19 protein-coding genes are annotated in these 21,666 nt (G+C 59.2%); 10 read left to right on the top strand and 9 right to left on the bottom strand.

What is annotated here, in order from left to right:
- Positions 1 to 62: 62 nt before the first annotated feature.
- On the bottom strand, positions 63 to 710 hold the full coding sequence (locus ACQRBT_RS26275) for a YceH family protein (RefSeq protein ID WP_060752430.1): 648 nt from the start codon (positions 708 to 710) through the stop codon (positions 63 to 65).
- A gap of 117 nt (positions 711 to 827) precedes the next feature.
- Here ACQRBT_RS26275 and ACQRBT_RS26270 point away from each other — a divergent pair, with 117 nt between their 5' ends.
- Positions 828 to 1,337, top strand: a complete 510-nt coding sequence (locus ACQRBT_RS26270; protein WP_060752431.1) for a DUF1993 domain-containing protein — start codon at positions 828 to 830, stop codon at positions 1,335 to 1,337.
- Positions 1,338 to 1,398: 61 nt separating this feature from the next.
- Here ACQRBT_RS26270 and sstT read toward each other — a convergent pair whose 3' ends face one another.
- Positions 1,399 to 2,619: a serine/threonine transporter SstT gene (sstT, locus tag ACQRBT_RS26265; RefSeq protein ID WP_198763215.1), complete on the bottom strand. Its 1,221-nt coding sequence runs from the start codon at positions 2,617 to 2,619 to the stop codon at positions 1,399 to 1,401.
- Between the two features lie 240 nt (positions 2,620 to 2,859).
- Here sstT and ACQRBT_RS26260 point away from each other — a divergent pair, with 240 nt between their 5' ends.
- Positions 2,860 to 4,017 carry an MFS transporter gene (locus tag ACQRBT_RS26260; RefSeq protein WP_412047761.1) on the top strand — a complete coding sequence of 386 codons (1,158 nt, stop codon included), beginning with the start codon at positions 2,860 to 2,862 and terminating at the stop codon, positions 4,015 to 4,017.
- Between the two features lie 4 nt (positions 4,018 to 4,021).
- On the opposite strand, the gene nhaR is transcribed toward ACQRBT_RS26260, so the two are convergent.
- A complete protein-coding gene (nhaR, locus tag ACQRBT_RS26255; RefSeq protein ID WP_412047760.1) occupies positions 4,022 to 4,924 on the bottom strand; it encodes a transcriptional activator NhaR in 903 nt (300 codons plus the stop codon).
- 135 nt (positions 4,925 to 5,059) lie between these two features.
- On the opposite strand from nhaR, the gene ACQRBT_RS26250 reads away from it, so the two are divergent.
- From ACQRBT_RS26250 to mnmH, 4 genes are all read left to right on the top strand, one after another.
- The gene (locus tag ACQRBT_RS26250) at positions 5,060 to 5,308 is read left to right on the top strand and encodes a hypothetical protein (protein ID WP_198763218.1); all 249 of its coding nucleotides are present in this window, start codon (positions 5,060 to 5,062) and stop codon (positions 5,306 to 5,308) included.
- A gap of 31 nt (positions 5,309 to 5,339) precedes the next feature.
- Complete coding sequence (locus ACQRBT_RS26245) at positions 5,340 to 6,089, top strand: TerC family protein (RefSeq protein ID WP_090372100.1); 750 nt, start codon at positions 5,340 to 5,342, stop codon at positions 6,087 to 6,089.
- A 93-nt stretch (positions 6,090 to 6,182) separates the two neighbouring features.
- A complete protein-coding gene (gene selD / locus ACQRBT_RS26240) occupies positions 6,183 to 7,217 on the top strand; it encodes a selenide, water dikinase SelD (protein WP_060752438.1) in 1,035 nt (344 codons plus the stop codon).
- A complete protein-coding gene (gene mnmH, locus ACQRBT_RS26235) occupies positions 7,217 to 8,320 on the top strand; it encodes a tRNA 2-selenouridine(34) synthase MnmH (protein WP_412047759.1) in 1,104 nt (367 codons plus the stop codon). The genes selD and mnmH overlap by 1 nt, the downstream gene beginning before the upstream one ends.
- A gap of 512 nt (positions 8,321 to 8,832) precedes the next feature.
- Here the strand turns inward: mnmH and ACQRBT_RS26230 are convergent.
- Positions 8,833 to 9,888 (bottom strand): permease, encoded by a 1,056-nt coding sequence (locus ACQRBT_RS26230; RefSeq protein ID WP_412047758.1) that lies wholly within the window; start codon positions 9,886 to 9,888, stop codon positions 8,833 to 8,835.
- Positions 9,889 to 9,932: 44 nt separating this feature from the next.
- Positions 9,933 to 10,634: a histidine phosphatase family protein gene (locus ACQRBT_RS26225; protein ID WP_090372093.1), complete on the bottom strand. Its 702-nt coding sequence runs from the start codon at positions 10,632 to 10,634 to the stop codon at positions 9,933 to 9,935.
- A gap of 165 nt (positions 10,635 to 10,799) precedes the next feature.
- Here ACQRBT_RS26225 and ACQRBT_RS26220 point away from each other — a divergent pair, with 165 nt between their 5' ends.
- From ACQRBT_RS26220 to hemB, 3 genes are all read left to right on the top strand, one after another.
- Entirely contained in the window at positions 10,800 to 11,498 is a 699-nt protein-coding gene (locus ACQRBT_RS26220; RefSeq protein ID WP_060752442.1) for a glutathione S-transferase N-terminal domain-containing protein, read from the top strand.
- 17 nt (positions 11,499 to 11,515) lie between these two features.
- Positions 11,516 to 12,358 carry a PhzF family phenazine biosynthesis protein gene (locus ACQRBT_RS26215; protein ID WP_060752443.1) on the top strand — a complete coding sequence of 281 codons (843 nt, stop codon included), beginning with the start codon at positions 11,516 to 11,518 and terminating at the stop codon, positions 12,356 to 12,358.
- Positions 12,359 to 12,489: 131 nt separating this feature from the next.
- Positions 12,490 to 13,464, top strand: a complete 975-nt coding sequence (gene hemB / locus ACQRBT_RS26210) for a porphobilinogen synthase (protein ID WP_060752444.1) — start codon at positions 12,490 to 12,492, stop codon at positions 13,462 to 13,464.
- Between the two features lie 140 nt (positions 13,465 to 13,604).
- Here hemB and ACQRBT_RS26205 read toward each other — a convergent pair whose 3' ends face one another.
- From ACQRBT_RS26205 to ACQRBT_RS26195, 3 genes are all read right to left on the bottom strand, one after another.
- Complete coding sequence (locus ACQRBT_RS26205; RefSeq protein WP_412047757.1) at positions 13,605 to 13,988, bottom strand: hypothetical protein; 384 nt, start codon at positions 13,986 to 13,988, stop codon at positions 13,605 to 13,607.
- A gap of 263 nt (positions 13,989 to 14,251) precedes the next feature.
- Positions 14,252 to 14,641 (bottom strand): hypothetical protein, encoded by a 390-nt coding sequence (locus ACQRBT_RS26200; RefSeq protein WP_104993249.1) that lies wholly within the window; start codon positions 14,639 to 14,641, stop codon positions 14,252 to 14,254.
- Complete coding sequence (locus ACQRBT_RS26195) at positions 14,641 to 19,332, bottom strand: RHS repeat-associated core domain-containing protein (protein ID WP_412047756.1); 4,692 nt, start codon at positions 19,330 to 19,332, stop codon at positions 14,641 to 14,643. Before ACQRBT_RS26195 ends, ACQRBT_RS26200 begins: the two co-directional genes overlap by 1 nt.
- A 233-nt stretch (positions 19,333 to 19,565) precedes the next feature.
- On the opposite strand from ACQRBT_RS26195, the gene ACQRBT_RS26190 reads away from it, so the two are divergent.
- The gene (locus ACQRBT_RS26190; RefSeq protein ID WP_412047755.1) at positions 19,566 to 20,651 is read left to right on the top strand and encodes a DUF1615 domain-containing protein; all 1,086 of its coding nucleotides are present in this window, start codon (positions 19,566 to 19,568) and stop codon (positions 20,649 to 20,651) included.
- Here ACQRBT_RS26190 and ACQRBT_RS26185 read toward each other — a convergent pair whose 3' ends face one another.
- On the bottom strand, positions 20,652 to 21,437 hold the full coding sequence (locus ACQRBT_RS26185; protein ID WP_060756456.1) for a DUF4349 domain-containing protein: 786 nt from the start codon (positions 21,435 to 21,437) through the stop codon (positions 20,652 to 20,654).
- Positions 21,438 to 21,666 lie beyond the last annotated feature (229 nt).

The following is a 21,666-nucleotide window of genomic DNA, read 5'->3' as shown; positions in this document are numbered from 1 at the left end:
TAACTCAACTGTGACTGACACACTGCATTCGCGAGCAAGCCCGCTCCCACATTTTAATGGTGTTACGCCTGTTCCAACTGCGCCAGTCGTTCTTCCAGCGCTGCGATCCGCGCTTCCAGCTCTTCAATCCGCTCCACGCCAACCCCTGCGCCACGCTCCACCGGATTGCCTCGCGCCGCGATAATCGCCTCGATATCCGCCGGATCGCCCAGCGCATGGGTGTAGCGATCTTCGCGCTGTCCCGCCTGGCGCGGCACCAGCACTGCCAGCCCGCGTGCAATCAGACGTTCCAGCTGATGCACGACCTGCTCGGCATCTTCGAAATCGTGCATGCGCCCGCTGCGGGTCAGCAGTTCATTGACCGTCTGTGGCCCGCGCAAAAACAGCAGCCCGATCAGGATCACCTGGGCCGGCACCAGCTCCAGTGCCTTGTCTACCCGGTGTTCCCAGCGATCGGCGCGGCTGCCCATGACCAGCCGGGTATAACCTTGGCCTTCCAGTGCACGCAGGCTCTGGCCGACCTGGCCTTGGCTGAGGTTGGTCACCGGCTCCCGGCTGGTCTTCTGGTTGCAGGCCAGTACCAGGGCATTGAGGGTCAGGGGGTAGGTTTCCGGGTTGGTCGCCTGTTTTTCGATCAGGCAGCCCAAGATGCGGATTTCCGTGCTATTGAGGCGCGGCTCAGGGGGCTGGGTGTCATGCTCGGCGGTCATCGCGCTTTTCCCTATGCAGTGAGCCCACTAGCCTATGCCGGAAAAAATAAAAGACAAGCGGCGGGCAGGTCTATAATCGCTGCTGGTTCCAAACCCTGCCATCACCGTGAGACTGTCATGACTATTTCCCTGTACGCCGCTTCCGTCCCTGTCTTCAAGCAAATGCTCAACGCCCTGAGCGATGTGCTGAACAAAGCCGAAGCCCACGCTACCGCCAAGAACATCGAACCCAATGCCTTGCTGCAAGCGCGTCTGTTCCCTGACATGTTCCAGCTGGTGCGCCAGGTACAGATCGCCGTCGACTTCGCCAAAGGCGTATCCGCCCGCCTGGCCGAGATCGAAGTGCCCAAATATGACGATCAAGAAACCACCTTCGCCGACCTGCAGGCACTGATTGCCAAGGTGCTGGCCTTCCTCGACACCCTCAAGCCCGAGCAGATCGACGGCAAGGAAGGCATCGAGATCATCACCCGTCCAGGCACGCCGAAAGAGAAGCGCTTCAGCGGCCAGTCCTACCTGTTGACCTACGGCCTGCCGCAGTTCTTCTTCCACGTCACTACCGCTTACGCCTTGCTGCGCCACAACGGTGTGGAAGTGGGCAAGCGTGACTACATGGGCGCTTTCTAAGCTCAAAAAAAGCCCGGGCGGTTCGTGATCGAACAGGCCCGGGCTTTTTTTTGCCTGGCGTTTAAGCCGCTTGCTCGTCCTTGCCCAGGCACGCCGCAGCGGTAAACAGTACATCGGTGGACGAGTTCAGCGCGGTTTCCGCCGAGTCCTGAAGGACGCCGATGATGAACCCGACGGCAACCACCTGCATGGCGATTTCGCTGGGAATGCCGAACAGGCTGCACGCCAGGGGAATCAGCAACAGCGAACCACCGGCCACACCCGAGGCTCCGCAGGCGCAAACGGCTGCCACTACGCTGAGCAGTACGGCGGTAGGCAGGTCGACCGAAATCCCGAGGGTGTGTACGGCTGCCAGGGTCAACACCGTGATGGTAATCGCGGCACCGGCCATATTGATGGTGGCGCCCAGCGGAATCGACACCGAGTAGGTGTCTTCATGCAGGCCCAGGCGCTTGCTCAACGCCAGGTTCACCGGAATGTTCGCTGCCGAGCTGCGGGTGAAGAAGGCGGTGATGCCACTTTCGCGCAGGCACATCAACACAAGCGGGTAAGGATTACGGCGCAGTTTCCAGTACACGATGGCCGGGTTCATCACCAATGCCACGAACAGCATGCAGCCGATCAGTACGCCAAGCAGATGGGCGTAGCCGAGCAGGGCGCCGAAGCCCGAGGTGGCCAGCGTCGATGCCACGAGACCGAAGATGCCCAGAGGCGCGAAGCGAATCACCACGCGCACCATCAATGTCACGCCGTTGGACAGGTCGTCGATCACCGTGCGGGTCGTCTCACCGGCATGGCGAATGGCGACCCCCAGGCCGATGGCCCAGGCCAGGATGCCGATAAAGTTGGCGTTCGCCAGGGCATTGATCGGGTTATCCACCACGCTGAGCAGCAGGCTTTGCAACACTTCGCCGATTCCGCCCGGAGCGCTGACCGTGGCGTCGTGAGTGGCCAGTACGAGCGTCGAGGGGAACAGCGTGCTGCCGATCACCGCCACCACGGCGGCGGCAAAGGTGCCGAGCAGGTACAGGAACAGGATCGGCTTGATATGGGTTTGCTGGCCCTGTTTATGATTGGCTATCGACGCCATCACCAATACAAACACCAGGATCGGCGCTACGCCTTTGAGCGCGGCGACAAATACCTTGCCGATAAAACCGGTGGCCTTGGCCGCCTCAGGCGCAACGAGTGCCAGGAGGATGCCGGCTATCAGGCCGAGGAGGATTTGCGTGACCAGGCTGACGCGGGCTAGTCGTTGCAGAAGGGAAGGGGCAGCAGTCATAAACACTTGTCTCTAATTTTTTGAAGGTACAGCGGCGCACGCAGAAAAGGCTGTAGGACGCGAGGGCGCGAAGTCTAGCATGTCGTCATCGGTACCCCGGACGCTGCGACATCGCGTCGCCCACGCTTCAGGGCTTTCGCCAAACCTGGACACACTCTGTTAAGATTCTTGCCTCTCATCTTTCCTCTCCGTCAGCGAGCCCTTCGGGCTGTCGTTGATGTCGTTGTTTCTGGAGTTTTCATGTTGTTTCCCATCCTGCTGCTGTCGGCTGCCGGTTTTACCGTGCTGACCACAGAATTCGTCATCGTCGGTTTGTTGCCGTCCATTGCCCGCGACCTGAACGTCAGCGTGTCCCAGGCTGGCCTGCTGGTGACGCTGTTCGCTTTTACCGTGGCAGCCTTTGGCCCGTTTCTGACGGCGTACTTCGCCCGCTTCCCACGCAAGCGCCTGTTTATCACTATCCTGGTCATGTTCGGCGTGGCCAATACCTTGGCGGCCCTTGCGCCGAATATCTGGATGATGGCGCTGGCACGCTTGATCCCTGCCCTGGGTTTACCGGTGTTCTGGGCCTTGGCCAGTGAGACCGCGGTCGATATCGTCGGCCCGGAATACGCCGGACGCGTGATCGAGAAAATCGGCTTCGGTATCGTCTGCGCCACGGTATTCGGTATCCCCGTGGGGACGCTGATTTCGGACATGTTCGGCTGGCGCACCGCGTTTGCCATCCTGGCGGTGGTAGCGTTGGCCAAGGCGCTGCTGCTGTTTCTCTATTTGCCGGTGACCGCGCCGAAGAACGATCAAGTGACGCTGCGCTCGCAGTTCAAGATCCTGCGCAACCCACTGATGCAGGGCCATATCCTGTTGTCGATCCTGGTGTTCAGCGGCATGTTCACGGCCTACACCTATCTGGCGGACATCCTTGAGCGCCTGGCCGGGTTTGACGGCACGCTGGTGGGTTGGTGCCTGATGGGCTTTGGTGCGGTCGGCTTGATCGGCAATTCCCTGGGTGGGCGTGCGGTGGATCGGCACCCGTTGATTGCGTCCATGGTGTTCTGCGGTTTCATGATTGCGGGCATGGTGGCGCTGGTGCCGGCGATTCACTCCACGATCGGCCTGGCGGCGGCGATGGCGGTGTGGGGCGTGACCCAGGCGGCGATGTTCCTGGTCAGCCATGTGCGCTTGATGAAGGCCGCGCCCCATGCTCCCGCGTTTGCCGCGTCGTTGAATATCGCCGGGGCCAACCTGGGGATCGGCCTGGGAGCGATGGTCGGCGGGCATGTGATCGACACCCTGGGCCTGGGCAGCCTGGGCTTTGCGGCGTCCGGGTTCATTCTGGTGTCGATCCTGCTGGCGTTATGGCTGATGAGCGCCCGAAAAACGCACGCGGCCAGCGCCTGACGCCTCAGGGCAGGGCGGTAAACAGTTCCCTTCGAGCACCTTCGGTAATGGCCACGATGCCGGGGTGCTTGACCTTGCGTTCTACCGAGATCGCGTAAAACGACTCGGTCACCGCGACGGTCTGGCCGATCAGCGCCACGCCGTACTGGCGCACCACCTCGTCGGCGATCACGCTTGGCGCGATGAAGACCCCGCTGCCGGATTGGCCAAACGCCTGCATCAAGGCGCTGTCGTCGAACTCGCCGATGATCTTCGGTTGGATCTGCTGCTCGGCAAACCAGCGCTGCAACCGGCTGCGCACCACGGTTTCTGCTCCAGGAATCAGCAGCGGCGCGCCCTGCAAGCACTGTGGGAAGTCGCCACTGTATTCGTCAGCTAATGCCTGGGTGGCAAAAAAACTGATGCCGCATTCGCCCAACTTCTGGCTGTAGCCTTTGATATCCAGGTGCGTAGGCATAGGGCTGTCGGAAATCACCAGGTCGAGGCGCTGGATCGCAAGGTCAGCCAATAAGCGTTCGAGTTTATCCTCGCGGCAGGTGATCCGAATCGGCTCGCTCAACTCCATGGTCGGCGCGATCAGCCGATAGACGATCGATTTGGGCACCACATCCGCCACGCCGACCCGAAACAGGATCTGCTGCTCATTCGGTTGGGCGCGCAACATCGCCTCCAGTTCATTGCCGGTCTGAAACATCTGTTCAGCGTACGGCAGTGCCCGGCGCCCGGCTTCGGTCAACTCCAACTGGCGCCCGACGCGCTGAAACAGCGCTACACCGAACGTTTGCTCGAGCAGGCTGATTTGCCCGCTGATGGTCTGGGGTGTGAGGTTCAACTGCTCACAGGCGCGCACAATGCTGCCGGTCTTGGCCACTACCCAGAAATAATGCAATTGCCGGTAATTGAGCATAGGGGTCTACAGTTCGTTAAACCCGAAGTATATGTCATAAAAATACGAATTTTCCTGAACTGTTCGCCTGCATAGAATGCCTCGCTATCGCAGGGCCACTATTTGGTCCCTCTGGTTCTAAGAGAGGAATACATCATGAAACTCAATTATCTGGGCGCGGCGTCGTTGCTTGCGCTTTCATTGGTAATGGTTGGCTGTGATCAAGTGGAAAAGAGTGCGCAGCAAGTGATGGGCAAGGCTACCGAGTCGGCCAAGCAAGCCATCGATGAAACTCACAAGGCCGCCGAGCAGGCCCTGAGTGAGGCAACCCAGGGCTTGATCAGCCCTGAGAAGAAAGACAAGGACGCTGAAAAGGCTTCCGAGTCCGATAGCAAAGAAACCTAATTCCCGAGCCTCACCACGTCAGGACTGACCTATGGATTACCTTTTACAACTGGCTGCAAGCCCTACCGCCTGGGTGGCGTTGGCTACCTTGATCGTGATGGAAATCGTGCTGGGCATCGATAACCTGATCTTTATCTCGATCCTCACCAACAAATTGCCGGAGAAACACCGGGCGAAAGCACGTCGTATCGGCATCAGCATGGCGTTGATCCTGCGCCTGGGCCTGTTGAGCACCATCGCGTTCATCGTGCAGTTGACGGCGCCGGTGATCGAAATCTTCGGCCAGGCATTTTCGTGGAAAGACATGATCCTGATCGCCGGTGGCTTGTTCCTGGTGTGGAAGGCGACCACTGAAATCCACCACAGCATGGACCCGGAGCCGGAAGAGAAGGTCAGCGCCGGTAACGGCGTGTCCATCGGCTTTGCGGCGGCCATTGGCCAGATCCTGATGCTCGACCTGGTCTTTTCCATCGACAGCATCATCACTGCGGTGGGTATGACCGAGCACCTGCCGATCATGATCATTGCCGTGGTGGTGTCGGTGATTGTGATGCTGGTGGCGGCCGAGCCGTTGGCCAAGTTCATCAACGACAACCCGACGGTGGTGATGCTGGCCCTGGGCTTCCTCATCATGATCGGTATGACCTTGATCGCCGAAGGCTTCGGCGCCCATGTGCCAAAAGGCTATGTATACGCGGCCATGGCGTTCTCGGCGGTGATCGAGTTGCTGAACATGGCGCGACGCAATCGCCACAAACGCCTGCTGGCTGCCAAGCAGTAAGGCTCGATAGGCAAAGGCCAACTGCGCTCCGTGAGCCCAGTTGGCCTTTTGCTGTCTGGTAGACTCCACCCACTTGATAGCTTGAGGTCCTCCATGAACGAGCCTATTCGCCTCACCCAATACAGCCACGGCGCGGGTTGCGGCTGCAAGATTTCGCCCCAGGTACTGGAAGTGATCCTGGCCGGCAGTGGCGCGCAGAATCTCGACCCCAACCTGTGGGTGGGGAATGCTTCGCGCGATGACGCGGCGGTCTACGCCATCGACGACGAGCGGGGCGTGGTCTCCACCACTGATTTCTTCATGCCGATTGTCGATGACCCCTTCGACTTCGGCCGCATTGCCGCGACCAATGCCATCAGCGACATCTACGCCATGGGCGGCGACCCGCTGATGGCCATTGCCATTCTCGGCTGGCCGGTGAACGTATTGGCACCGGAGATTGCCCGGGAGGTCATCCGCGGTGGCCGTTCGGTATGTGACGCGGCGGGCATCCCGCTGGCCGGTGGCCACTCCATCGACGCGCCGGAACCGATCTTTGGCCTGGCCGTGACCGGGATCGTGCAAAAGCGCCATATGAAGCGCAACGACACCGCCACGGCCGGGTGCAAGTTGTATCTGACCAAGCCGCTGGGCATCGGCGTTCTGACGACTGCGGAAAAGAAGAGCAAATTACGCGAGGTCGATGTGGGTGTGGCCCGCGACTGGATGTGCACCCTGAACAAGCCGGGCAGCCGTTTCGGCAAGTTGGCCGGCGTGACGGCCATGACGGACGTCACCGGATTCGGCCTGCTCGGCCACTTGGTGGAAATGGCCGACGGCAGTGGCCTGACGGCGCGCATCGAATACGCCAAAGTGCCGCTGCTGCCGGGCGTCGAGCATTACCTGGATCAAGGCTGCATGCCCGGTGGCACGTTGCGCAACTTCGACAGTTATGCAAGCAAGCTGGGGCGTCTTCAAGAATTGCACAAGCGTGTGTTGTGTGACCCGCAGACCAGTGGTGGCCTGTTGATTGCCGTGACGCCGGAGGGTGACGCCGAATTTCATGCAGTGGCCGCCGAAATGGGCTTGAGCCTTGAGCCGATTGGCGCGTTGGGTGAGCGACAGACCCACGCGGTAGAGGTGTTTTGATGGCGACTGATTTCACCGACTACCGCGACATCTTCCTCAATGACCGGCCAATGATGGATACCCGTGCGCCGATCGAGTTCACTAAGGGCGCGTTCCCCGGGGTGATCAACCTGCCGCTGATGACCGATGACGAACGTCAACGGGTCGGCACCTGTTACAAGCAGCAAGGCCAGCAGGCTGCCATTGTGCTGGGGCATGAACTGGTGTCCGGGGCGATCAAGGCAGAGCGCATCGAGCAGTGGGCACAGTTCGCCAAGGCCAACCCCGACGGGTACTTGTACTGCTTTCGTGGTGGGCTGCGTTCGCAGATTGTGCAGCAGTGGTTGAAGACCGAGGCGGGTATTGAATATCCACGCGTCGGCGGTGGCTACAAGGCCATGCGCACCTTCCTGCTGGACACCCTGGAACAGGCAACGAACGCATGTGATTTTGTATTGCTGGGCGGCATGACGGGCACCGGCAAAACCGAAGTGCTCGGTCAGTTGCGCAATGCCCTGGACCTGGAGGGGCACGCCAACCACCGCGGTTCCAGCTTCGGCAAGCGCGCTACGGCGCAGCCATCCAACATCGATTTCGAAAATCGCCTGGCGGTGGACCTGCTGAAAAAACGCGCGGTCGGTATCGAACAGTTTGTGGTCGAGGACGAGAGCCGCATGATCGGCAGTTGCGCGCTGCCATTGCCGTTGCACAAAGGCATGCAGACGTTTCCGCTGGTCTGGCTCGAAGACAGCGTGGAGGGGCGTGTTGAGCGAATCCTGCGTGATTACGTGGTCGAACTCCGCGCAGAGTTCATCGAGGTGCATGGCGAAACCGGCCAGGCCCGCTTTGCCGAGCGCCTGACCCAGAGCCTGGCCAACATTCACAAGCGCCTGGGCGGTGAACGCTTCCAACGGCTACAGGCGATCCTGCAGGACGCCTTGGCGGAACAGGCCCGCAGTGGTGCAGTCGACCTGCACCGGGAGTGGATCGAAGGGTTGCTGCGCGAGTACTACGATCCGATGTACGCCTTTCAAAAGCAAAGCAAAGGCGCCCGGATCGAGTTTTCGGGAGAGCAGGGCGCAGTGGTGGAGTATCTGCGTGAAAGGCTGGGTCGATCTTTCTGAGCCGATACAGACAATCCGCATCTGATCAAATCTATCCGGTCTTGCCCGCATGACGGCTGAGATTCGCTGCTTGCCGCACTCCTGATCTTGCTTTTGATCTTGATCTTGATCTTGATCTTGATCTTGATCTTAGGCGCCCCGTCAAACCACGCTGGCCGAACGCAGGCTTGAATCCGTGGGTAACCCGGCAGGACGCCGGGTTAGCCGTCCTGGGCCAGGGATGGCCCATGACGGCGGCCCACGGATTCAAGCCTGTGTTCGGGCACACCGAGCTTGAGCGAGGTGCCGAGTGGTGGGGCAAGGACCTTTTGGTTACTTTTGGGTCCTTCCAAAAGTGACCCGCTGTAAGAGCGGAACCATAAGCCGCCGTTACCGCAGCAATGGATATGTACGCGATCTACCTAACATCCAGGTCGGCTGACAAACCGCCACGGGAGCAAGCTCCCTCGCCACAGGTTTCAACCTGGCACAGATACCCCGGTTGTCGCAGTGCCACCAGCCTCTGAGAGTCACTAGAGAATGACGGCCCCGATCAACCCACACGCCACACCCACCAACATGGTCAACCCGGCCACCGTCACCAGCACCCGTGCATCGAAGTCTTTGCGCAGCATCAGCAGTGACGGCAGGCTCACGCTCGGCAAGGTCATCAGCAAGGCCACGGCCGGGCCGGTGCCCATGCCGAGGGTCATCATGGTTTGTACGATAGGGATCTCGGCGGCGGTCGGAATCACGAACAAGGTGCCGACAATCGCCAATGGCACCAGCCAGAGCAGGCTGTTGGCCATGGCCCCATCCACATGGGGGAACAACCACACTCGCGCTGCGCCCAGGATCAGTACGGCCAGGATATAGACCGGGATGGTGCTCCAGAACAATTGCCACAGGGTGCGCAGCCAACGGCTCAGGAACGGCTGCGATTCGACGACGCTGACCTCTGAAACCGCCTCCAATGCGGCATCGGGCACCTGCTCCGGTCGCGCAATGCGCTGGGCCACCAGCGACACGCCCACCACCAGCACAATCCCCGCCACCAGGCGCAAGGCCGTAAAACCCCAGCCCAACACAAAGCCCATGAATACCAGGGTGGCCGGGTTCAGCACCGGGTTGGCAATCCAGAACGCCAACGCCGCTCCCACCGATACTTGCTGACGGCGCATGCCTGCCGCCACCGGCGCCGCGCAGCAACTGCACATCATCCCCGGCAGTGCGAACAGCCCGCCGCGCACAGTCGATCCCAGCCCGGCCTTGCCAAACAGGCGCAGCAGCCAGTCGCGGGGAATCAACACTTGCAGAAGCGAGCCGAGAATCACCGCCAGCACCGCCGCTTTCCAGATGGCCAGGAAATACACCTGCGCATACGCCAGCGCGGCCATCAGCGGCGCGGTTTGTTGATCGTTGAGGATTGACGCACCAATGCTGTGGATATCCGCTGCCACGAATGCCTTGAAGTAGTAGGGCGACCACTTCACGTAGTACAGGCCGACGCAGGCAACCAGGAGGAACAGGGCGGGTTTCCACCAGAAAGACCAGCCCCGGGCGGGCTGGGTAGACGTGAGGTTGGGCATGCTGATGATCCGAAGCTGAGTCAATAGCGGTGCATCATACGCCCTCAGATGTCAGCGCTCACCTGGGTGGCATCCGGGCAGGTCTGCTGGCCGTTGTTCAAGCCCTGTTGGTAGTTGCGGCTCAGCAACGATGCTTTGCCGTTGTGCCAGGTCAGCGTCAGCACATATAACGTGTCGTAGTCGTTGCCGGACCAGTCGTGGGCGATGGTGTACTTCGAGCCCACCGCTTCGCTGGCGACCTTGTTGATCAGTTCCGGCAGGTAGCCATGGGACCAGGCGGTGTAGATGATCGAGTTGTGGTACTTGTCTTCCACCAGTTCGTCGGCGAGGGCGCTGGTGTCGTTGGCGGAGAACTTTATATTCACCGGCAGGCCGAGCTTGATGGCGCTGGGGCCGATGGTCATCAATGGACGAATGTAGCTGTAGGAATTGTCATGCTCACCTTCCTCGACATTGCGCGTCGGGTTGGAGGCAAACACATAGTTGGCCTTGCCGAACTTTTCCGGCAACACGCTGGCCAGGTTCATCGCGCGGTTGAGGCCCTGGCAGTTGAGCTGGCCCAGGCCGCCGGCAGGCTTTTCACCATGGCGCAGGAACACCAGCGTTTGCACGCCATCCACCGGCCCGGCATTGATGAGCGGGGATTCGAGGACCAAGCCGATTGCTCCGCCGAGTAACAGCAATGATGGCAGTAGGTAGGTGTAGCGTTTGAATCGTTGCGCAAGGCGCAAAGGTGAAATGGTCATTGTCAGTTCGAGTCTGCTTTCAACGTTTTGGCGCACGTAAGAGTGCATTTTGGCGCGTTGGTTCGCCTGCGCGGCAGCCTAGCTTGGCTATGTTGCGTAATGATGACCCATGCAGGGCGAGGCCCGGATGACTATGATGGGGGTTTTCAGCCTGGGAATTTTCCGATGAATGCACTTGCCGCTTTCCCGATCAACAGCAAATGGCCCGCCCAGCATCCGGAGCGCCTGCAACTGTATTCGTTGCCGACGCCCAACGGCGTCAAAGTGTCGATCATGCTGGAAGAGCTGGCTTTGCCGTATGAAGCGCACAAGGTCAGCTTCGAGACGCAGGACCAACTGTCCCCCGAGTTCCTGTCCCTGAACCCCAACAACAAGATCCCTGCGATCATCGACCCCAATGGTCCGAGCGGTCAGCCGTTGGCGTTGTTCGAGTCCGGCGCGATCCTGATCTACCTTGCGGAAAAGACCAGCCAACTGCTGTCTGAGGACCCGGCCACGCGCTATGAAACGATCCAATGGTTGATGTTCCAGATGGCCGGTATCGGCCCGATGTTCGGCCAGGTGGGTTTTTTCAACAAGTTTGCCGGCCAGGCTTATGAAGACAAGCGCCCGCGTGACCGTTACGTCGCGGAGTCTCGGCGGTTGCTGGAGGTACTGGAAAAACGCCTGCTGGGCCGCACCTGGATCATGGGCGATGACTACAGCATTGCCGACATCGCCACCTTCCCGTGGATTCGTAACCTGATTGGGTTCTACGAGGCGGGTGATCTGGTGGGAATCGCCGATTTCCCCAACGTATTGCGTGTGCTGGACGGGTTTGTGGCGCGTCCGGCGGTGATCCGTGGCCTGAGCATTCCTGGCTGAGCCCTGAAGAGTTGAATATGCGGACTTTCGATTTCAAGCAATTGGATGTATTCAGCGGCGTGCCGCTCAAAGGTAACCCACTGGCGGTAGTGCTGGGCGCCGACAGCCTTACCGATCGGCAGATGGCTGACTTTGCCAACTGGACCAACCTCAGCGAAACCACCTTTTTGCTGGAGCCGCGTGATGCGCGGGCCGATTACCGGGTGCGGATTTTCACCACCCTCACTGAGCTGCCGTTTGCCGGGCATCCCACGCTGGGGAGCTGCCATGCATGGTTGCAAGCGGGGGGCCTTCCGAAGGGCGAAGAGATCATCCAGGAGTGCGAAATCGGCCTGGTGCGGATCCGACGTCGAGGCAATGAGTTGGCGTTTATCGCGCCGCCATTGTTGCGTTCCGGTTTGGTTGAAGCCGCTCTGTTGGAGCGCGTGCGCCTGGGGCTCGGTTTGGCCCCGGAGGCGATTGTGCGCAGTCAGTGGGTCGACAATGGGGCGGGATGGATGGCAGTGATGCTGGCTGAGCGTGACCAGGTACTGGCCTTGCAACCGGACTATGCGCAACTGCAGGGCCTGGCCGTGGGTGTGATTGCTCCCTGTGACCCTGAACGTGATCGGGTAGACACGCAATTTGAAGTGCGCGCTTTCATCGCCGGTGACGGCGCTCCGGAAGATCCCGCCACCGGCAGTTTGAATGCCGGCGTGGCTCAGTGGTTACTGGGTGAGGGCCTGGCGCCCGAGCGCTACGTGGTCAGCCAAGGCACGGCCATCGGGCGAGCGGGGCGCATTTACGTTGAGCGCCAAGGCGCTGAAATCTGGATCGGTGGCGCGGTGACAGGCTGTATCGAAGGACGGGTACAGCTCTAGATCAATAAATTGTTACGCGCCACGCAATACACTGTTGGCCCCTTGGCGTTTGTGCTGCCGGGGCCTCGGGGCATAAGCTTTGGCCCCAAAGATTTTGCTTCTACTGTTTTTAGCCTTCAGCCAGGAAAACCATGACCAGCCAGTTCCCACAAGCCCGTCCACGCCGCCTGCGCCGCTCTGAGCAGTTACGCGGATTGTTCCAGGAAACCGAATTCACCCTTAACGACTTGGTATTGCCCATTTTCGTCGAAGAAGAAATCGACGAGTTCGTGCCGATCACCAGCATGCCGGGTGTCATGCGGATCCCCGAGAAGAAACTGGCCGGTGAAATCGAGCGCTTTGCGCGTGCCGGGATCAAGTCGGTGATGACCTTCGGCGTGTCTCATCACCTGGATGCCGATGGCAGCGATACCTGGAAGGAACGCGGCCTGGTTTCGCGCATGTCCTCGATCATCAAGGACGCCGTGCCGGAAATGATCGTGATGTCCGACACCTGCTTCTGTGAATACACCGACCACGGCCACTGCGGCGTGATGCACGGTGCCCACGTCGACAACGACGCCACCCTGGCCAACCTCGGCAAGCAAGCCGTGGCTGCCGCCCGTGCCGGTGCCGACGTCATCGCACCGTCGGCGGCGATGGACGGCCAGGTCCAAGCCATCCGCCGCGCCCTGGATGACGCCGGCTTCACTCACATCCCGATCATGGCCTACTCCACCAAATTCGCCTCGGCCCTTTACGGCCCGTTCCGCGAAGCGGGCGGCAGCGCGCTCAAGGGCGATCGTAAAAGCTACCAGATGAACCCGATGAACCGCCGCGAAGCGGTACGCGAATCCCTGCTGGACGAACAGGAAGGCGCGGACGCCCTGATGGTCAAGCCAGCCGGCGCTTACCTCGACATCATCCGCGACATCCGCGAAGCCTCACGCCTGCCGGTGGCGGCGTACCAGGTAAGTGGCGAGTACGCGATGATCAAGTTCGGCGCACAAGCCGGGGCGATCGATGAGGCGCGAGTGGTACGGGAGACGCTGGGGTCGATCAAGCGTGCCGGGGCGGATTTGATTTTTACGTATTTTGCGATGGACTTGGCGTTGGCGGGGATCTAAGGGGACTGCGCAAGCCTGTTGCGGGGGAGGGTGCTCCGCACAGGTTTGGTTTGTTTTGCTTAACTTAGAACCTATGTAGGTTCTCATTTTGGTGAGCCTAAATAAATTCGCCAATTTCTAGCTTAGTGTCGAGGAAGTAGTTAGATGTTTGTTGGATATAAGTGAATTTTGGTCGCTTTTAGCTCAACAAACCCGGACTTCTGAGTGGGTGCCTCATCAAGCTCAATAAGGACTATTGAGTCTCCGAGCTTTAGTGTCGTCCATTTGCCATCTGGGTTTTGGATGATTTGAGCCGTTATTTGGGTAAGGTCGTTTATAATATTGATTTGCGGGGTCTTACTTGAGGAAGGAATGATGTTTTTCCCCCAAGTAAAAACTTCATCCAAATCGAGTTCGACATCCTGCTCCTCGCCGATAGTTGGTGAGATGCCCATCCATAAGGCGATGCCACTTCCCACAGGCGAATGGAAGCGTACACTCATCGTGCCCGCATCATAAAGGACTTCAATAACTCGTATCTTCATTTCACTTCTTCGCTAGCGAAATTCTTACAGCATTATTAATCACATTCATAGTGCTTAAACTCAAGTGTCCATTTCTCACATGTAGTTGTGGTGTGGGGAGAAGGGTATCGCTTCTTACGAAGATTATTCAGTAGGAAGAGTTGCGAAGTCTAAGTGACCCTCGAAGGATATGCACGCAATCCAGTTAATTTCCGGCGACACAATGTAGGTGTGTTGAGGTAGTTCGGTAAAAATTCTGAGTGCGTGGATTTGATGTCCATGGTTTAGGCCCAAATTACGCAGTCATGGTCGTCCATATGTACTAGAAATGTAAGCTGGTTATCGGTTATCCAGAATGGATATCCAGTTGTTTCACCCAAAATGGAGGCGATATCTTGTGCACTGCTGACTTTCCAAGCTCGGTACGATGAGTCGAAAACCAGCAAAATCAGATCTTTTTTGTGAATGCGATTTTCTATCTCCCTCCAGAAGTTAGGGTTGTGCTCTGTTTTTTTTTCATTCAGGTTTATTGCGTCAAGTACGTTGCTTTGTGATTTGAAGAATTTTTTTGTCAGTGATTTTATCAAGTCAGTGAGTTCCGTCTCCTTAAGCTTCTTTGAGTCTATTTTCAAGGTTTTGAAAGCTTCATCAACTTCTTCTTCAAGGTAATTCATCAAGGAACACCTACTTTTGATCGACTAACGGGAACGAGTTCGAGGAGTATATGACCTCTTTTGGCTCCTCCAACGGTCCTCTTTCCGGGAGTCTGATAGCCAATGTGAGGGGATTTGGGACCCTCTTTACTTGGAACGAGTCCAGGATCATCAATATTCACCTCGGCACCTCTATTTGGGCCATTTTGTACACGCCATTCTGTTGGAAACGACTTTCCATACTGGTCTTTACCCCATTTGGATACGATGTATTCATCCTTGGGTATGCCTGTTCTACGAAAGGCTTCGTCCAACCCCTTATGCATTTGTTCATAGCTATTGCCGGTTTGTTTTCGCCAGTCCAGATCGACGTCAGGATTAAATTTCCACGTGTTTGGTGTGTGTGGCTGGGGACAGTCTGTCGGTCCACAAACTAATCCCAGCGGATCCACCCATCCCGTAGGATTCGGCACGTACTGGTACGCATTGATCCCACCCGCCAGCTTCACCGGATCCGGTGTCAGGTACCGACCAATATCCGGATTGTAGTAGCGATGGCGGTTGTAGTGCAGCCCGCTTTCCGCGTCGCAGTACTGGCCTTGAAAACGCAATGGGTTGTCGATTTTGCCGACATCAAGGCGGGCTATTTCGCCATAGGCACGGTAGTGCGCGGACCAGACGATTTCGCCTTCGTTATCGGTCAGTTCCTGCGGCGTGCCGAGGTGGTCGAGTTGGTAGTGGTAGGGCTTTGTTTCTTTCGGCCCAAAACCTTCCAGTAAAACCAATGGGCGGAAGCTGTCGGGTTCGTATAGGTAGCTGCGATGGAGCTCCGCATGATGCTCGGCAATCAGCTTGTCGCCTTGCCAGAAGAACTCTGTGGTTGTGTCATCCACGGTTTTGTTGATGCGCCGCCCAAACGGGTCGTAGCGATAGTGGGTGGTTTGCCCGTTGGGTGTGGTGAGGCCAATCAAACGGTGTTGGCAGTCGTAGCGGTATTCGGTGACGAGTTGCTGGCCTTTGCCGCGTCGTTCGCGGATGAGGTTGCCGAAGGCGTCGTAGTCATAGTGATGATCGCCCTGGATCATCAGGCGATTGCCCGCGACGATGTCCGGCCCAGGGCGGTTCTGCATCAGCAGGTTGCCCGCCGGGTCGTGGCCGAAGCGTTCCTGTACGTCTTGCGAGTGGTTGGCGCGGGTCAGGCGGGCGAGGGGATCGTAGTGGTAGTCGTGCTGGCCCTTGCGGGTGTCGAGCAGGCGGGTGAGGTTGCCGCTTTTGTCGTAGTCGTATTGGCGTTGGTAAAGAATGTGTTCCTGCTGGGTGACGGCGTGGGCGTGCAGGCGGTGCTGGTCGTCGTAGTGGTAGTGGCTGAGCAACTGGCCTTGTTGGCGTTGGTGTTCGCGACCGTTTTTAAACAGGTGTGAGGTGAGCAGCGCACCGTTGAGTTCAACCGTGGAAAGGTGACCGCCTTTGTCATGGTTGAACACCAGACGGTTGTTGTCCGGCAGGCGCAGGTGTTTTAACTGACCACAGGCGTCATAGCCGTAGCGCAGGGTGCCCCAGCCTTGGTGCTCGGCGGTCAGGCGATTTTGGACATCGTATTCGTAGGCCAGCGCCCAATGACCGTCGTCGACACTGAGCAGGTTGCCCTGGCGATCGTAGGCGTATTCAACGACTTTGCCATCGGCAAGGGTTTTTCGTACGAGGCGCCCGGCGTGGTCGCGCTCATAACGCGTAACCAGCTGACTGCCATCGTCGCCGTGTTCGGTCTTTTCCAGCAGGTTGCCGTTGAGGTCGTAGGCATACGCCGTGCGCTGGCCGTCAAAGCCGATTTCTTGCTGGATCAGGCCGTTGGGGTGGTAATCAAGCTGATAGGTTTCGCCGGCTTCGTTTTCAATAGCGGTGAGCAACAGCCGCACGTTGTCGTAGCGGTACTTGACCTGGGTGCCGTCGGCATTGAGACGGCGGCTGATCAGGTGCAGGCCGTCGGCATATTCGTAACGGGTGACGTGGCCGAGTTCGTCGCGTTCGGCGGTGATTTTTCCGTAGGGGTTGTAGCTGTATTCCCGACACGCACCGCCCGGCAAGACCACGCGAACCAGCCGGCCCACGCTGTCCCACTGGTACTGGGTCAGCGCACCGTGCTCATCCTCACGCGCCACTTGCCGCCCAACGTCGTCATAGCGATAACGCTTGGTGGCGCCATTGGGCAGTTGCTCCTCCAGCAATTGCCCGCGCTCATTCCAGACCAGCCGATGACAGCTGTGATCGGGGTACCAGACGCCTGTCAGTTGCCCGGATGGGTTGTAGCTGTAGTCGGTGATATGGCCGGCGGGATCCGTCCGACGCGTCACATCGCCCTGGTCATTGCGCTCATATTTCCAGACCGCCTGACCCCGTCGCACCACGCGTACGAAGCCGTTGTCATGCTCGTAGGACGTCGGTTCGTCATCCCCCGGAAACACCGCCACCAAGCGTCCGGCATCGTCGTACTGATAGGCCGTCACCGCGCCCAGCGGGTCTTGCTCGACCGTCAGCCGGCCCTTGTCGTCGTAGGACTTGAAATGCTCGGCACCGTCCGGATCGATGCGCTGTACCAGCCGTGCGCGCTGGTCATGTACATAGATTTCCTGGCTGCCGTCAGCGTTAAACACCGTGACCTGGCCGTCGTCATCCCAGGCATAACGCGCGTCCATCTGCGAAAAGCTGGCCCAATGCCGGACACAGCGCGCCGCCTTGCCGGAACGTTCCCATTCCCAATAGAAACTCGCGCCACCGGCCAACTGCCGTTCAAGGATGACGTGCTGATCGTCGTAGCGATAAACCTCGCGCTCACCCACGGCATTGGTCGCACACACCAGTCGGCCTGCGTCGTCATAGGCGTAGGACACAACGTTGTGTTCGGTCATCCAGGTGAAGGCTTCATGACCTTTGGCGCGTTGAACCTGATAGTCCACCGCCACAATGCGCTCAAGCGCGTAGCGCAAGAACAGCGAGCGGCCGACGCCGTTATCCAAGCGTTCAATGCGCCCCGAACGATCCCGCACAATGCGCAGCCGGTTGTCGTATGCATCGCTGATGGCGGTGAGCACACCGTCGCAAAAGTGGTAGAAGCGCGACGCCTGGGCCAGCACTAACTCATCGGGCGAAGACCCCAAGTAGATCGCCGCCTCGGCCAGGCTGTTGGTGATTGCGGGCCGCGATTCAGTGGGCAGTGGAAACTCAGTGCAGCGATTCTCATGATCCGTCCACACCACCGAATCGCCATCAACGACAAGCCTGTGCGCCAGCGCATGACTCCAGCCAAACCCCAACCCACAGTCCACTTCCACGGCACTGGTGCGGTACAGCCGCGTCCAGTCAAACGGCAACACGCCATCCAGCGTGCCATCGGTCAGCGTCAGCAACTCCTCGCCGGTGACCATCGACACCGGGCAGCCATGGGAAGCGGTCTTGTCCGCCGGGGCTGAAGCCTCCCCGTTGAGGTTTTTCCCCGAGGCCGGCACATCGTCGACAGTCTCCTGCCTGACCAGCACGGTGCGTTGCGTCGCCTTGTCCCGCACTGCCGTCACGGGGTTGGAAACCAACTGATCGCCAGCTTTCACTGGCCCAACCGGCACCGTCTTGATCGGCGTCGGCACACTGCTCAGCAACAGCGGTTTCAGCGCTTCGGCATGGGGCTCCAGAGGTGGCCCCACCAACTGATTCGCCAGCGTTTTCAGCCAGCCACGCACCCGCCCGGATTTGATATGCCCCAATACCTGGGCTCCCAGCCGAAGTTGCACGCCCATGCCCCGGGTGGCCCAGATCAGAAACAGGTTGATCAGTACTTCACCCGTGATTTCACCCAGCAGCTCATACATGTCTGGCGGCGGCAGCATGCGTATCCAGGCGACCATGGCTGATAGGTAAATGAACAGCAGTGGCTCGTCGCTGAGCACGAGCAAGCCCTGTGCAACGGCCTCGCTGCTCAGTTTCAGTAGTTGATCAAGTTCAGTTTGGGAGAGGTACTGCAGCAGTTTCTGGCTGTTGGGCTTGATGTCCGCCAGCAGGTCACAGAGTTGCGTGATGTTGTCCCAAAGGTTGTAGAGGGCTTGGGCGATTCCGCTTGAGAGCGCCACACTTTGCATCACACTGCGTTCCAAAGGCGTGGCCTTTGAAAAGTCGCTCCACTGGGCGTTGAAGGTCTGCGTCCATTCAATGCGCAGTCGGGCTTCCAGCCCCGCGATCACTGATTGATAAGACGCATACAGCGCCTTGACGTGATCCTTGGACACGTTGGGATAGAAGGTGACTTGATAACGCTGATCACGCGTGCAGCCCTGGACTTCAAGGATGCCGCTGGGGCCGATGGTGTCGTGGATGGGCGGGCCCACCGGGCTGCCATCTGCTGCAATGGCTTGCAGCACCACGGGTGTATTGCCGATGGGCACGAACTGCGTGCTTTCGAACAGGTGCACCAGGGTCAGTGAACCCTGGGCTTTGCACAGGGCAACGGTGGCGCTGGGCGCCTTGGACGAACCCGGCGCGGTCAGTGCGACGTCGTCGCCGACCTTGAACACCTGCTCAAGATCCAGTGCCGAACCGCTCCAAAAACTTTCAGCCCAGTCGTCGAAGGTATTCAGGCACGTTCTGAAATCACGCAAGACGTGTTCAACGTCCGGCGTTTTGGCGTCCATGGGGGCCAGGACAAACCTGGCAATCACCGGGATCAAAAGGCAGCCCTATCGGGCAAGGTGGTTACGGAGAAGTACATCGGCGGTCCCTCGCACTGAATGATCAGGCGAAGGACTTTGGAGAGGTTTGTAAGGAAAAGAAGCCGGACCTATTCGTCAACAGAAGTAGGGCGTTTCAGTAGTTTTTGTCCTCCATACAAGTCGGCGAACCCCGGTTAGACTTACCTGTCGATATCCGCAGTGCCCGGCCCGTCGTCGTTCAAGGAAGCCCCATGTATTCAAGCCGTTTGATGCTCTGCCTCACCACCTCGTTGGTACTGGCCGGTTGTTCCGCCACGCGCAACCCGCAACAGCCGCAGCGCAGCGAGGCCGATGTGAAGGCCCAGATTGTGCGGCTGCTGCCGGCGTCGGTGCCGGACCGCGGCGGTTGGGCTCAGGATATCTACACCGCCTTCGACACCCAGAAGATCTACCCCAGCACCGAAAATATCTGCGCGGTGCTGGCGGTCACCGAGCAGGAGTCCACTTACCAGGTCGACCCTGCGGTGCCGAACATGGGCAAGATTGCTCAGGATGAGATCCTGCGGCGGGCCGGCAAGGTCCATGTGCCGGCGTTTGTGATACGCACCACGCTGCAGTTGCGCTCGCCCACCGGCAAGTCCTACGCCGAACGCCTGAGCGCCGCGCGCACGGAGAAGGATCTGAGCGGGATCTTCGACGACTTCATCAGCATGGTGCCGCTGGGAAATACGCTGTTCGGCGGCTTCAACCCGGTACACACCGCCGGCCCGATGCAGGTGAGCATCGACTTTGCGCAGCAACATGCGCGGGGTTATCCCTACACGGTGGATGGCACGATTCGCCGGGAAGTCTTCACCCGACGCGGCGGCATGTATTTCGGCATTACCCATTTGCTGGGTTACCCGGTGAACTACGACCAGCCGCTGTACCGTTTTGCCGACTTCAATGCCGGTTGGTATGCCAGCCGCAACGCCGCATTCCAGGCTGCCGTCAGCCGCGTCACCGGCACCGAGCTGGTGTTGGATGGCGACTTGATTCGTTACGGCTCATTACTGCCGGGCTCCACCGAGCTGGCGGTGCGTTCGCTGGGTTCGAAACTGGATATGCGTAACCCGAGTATCCGCAGCCAGCTCGAGCAGGGCGAGCAGCTGGATTTTGAAGACACCACGCTCTACAAACGCGTGTTCGCCCTGGCCGACAAGGCTGCCGGCAAGCCGATGCCGCGCGCGATCCTGCCGGGCATCGTACTGAAAAGCCCGAAGATCACGCGCAACCTGACCACGGCGTGGTTCGCCCAGCGAGTGGACGAGCGATATCAGCGCTGTATGAAGCGTTGATCAAGTGCGTCGTTTGACAAACCGACGCCACAACCCCACCCACAGCCATACCACCGGGAACGCCAGGATCACAAACGGCAATACATAGCTGGCGCGCTCCATGGCGTCCGCCGTGCCGTTCACCAGGTTGTCGCCCAGGTTGCTGAACATTCGGCTGAAGCGCGATTGCTGGTTCGCACCGTCGCTGGAGCGGAAGTTGAGGGTGACGCGGTTGGTATCGAGGCGACGCTGTTGGCCGGCCGCGAGCTGAGCCAGTTCCTGGAGTTCGTTCTCAATGGACGCCTGTTCCTTGCTTAGTGCAATCAGGTCGCTGACGGTGATGTCCTTGCGTTTGGCCAGATCATCCAGGCGCTGCTGCTGGGCTTGCAGACGCTGCTGGCGACGCTTTACGTCATTGACGGCGTCGGCCAGGTCCTCGGCGGTGGTGATGCGCTGGCCGAGTTTGCCGCCTTCGGCCGCCATCGCGACCATCGGTTCCACGCCGGTAGGCGCTATGCGCAAGATGATCTCGCCGCCGTCGCCATCTTCGGTGATGCCCAGGATGTTGCAGGCACCAAAGCGCGCGGTTTCACAGGCTTCGCGGGTGGCTTGCATGCGTGGTGCGAGCAGAGCGCCGGGCAGGGCCAGGGTCAGCTCGTGTTCGTAGGCCAACTGCGCACCGGCCCGGCCCTGTTCGCCGTTGATTACCGTGGCGCGGGGGTGGTCCTTGGGCGAACAGCCGGTCAAGACCAACCCGGCCAGTAACAGCATGAAAAACGGGCGAGATTTGCCGTCCAGATGGCGCATTGCAGTTCCTTGGGGTGTACTGGGGAATTGGACGGCGATTAAACCGGGTCTGGCGGATTAACGCAAAGCGTCAGAGGGGATGGTGTGGTTGATAGGGATGCGACCCTCCCACAGTTTTAGATTTGGCGTGAAGCCAGGAATAGTGAAAATTTCAAAACCAATGCAGCTCTATTATGGGAGGGGGCTTGCTCCCGATAGCGGTGGTTCAGATCAGAGGTCTGTGACTGAC

Origin of the sequence: Pseudomonas sp. R19M, assembly GCF_050312585.1 — a bacterium.
GTDB lineage: Bacteria > Pseudomonadota > Gammaproteobacteria > Pseudomonadales > Pseudomonadaceae > Aquipseudomonas > Aquipseudomonas palleroniana.
Note: the sequence above shows the minus strand (reverse complement) of the source record. Positions and strands in the feature narration are given on the sequence as shown.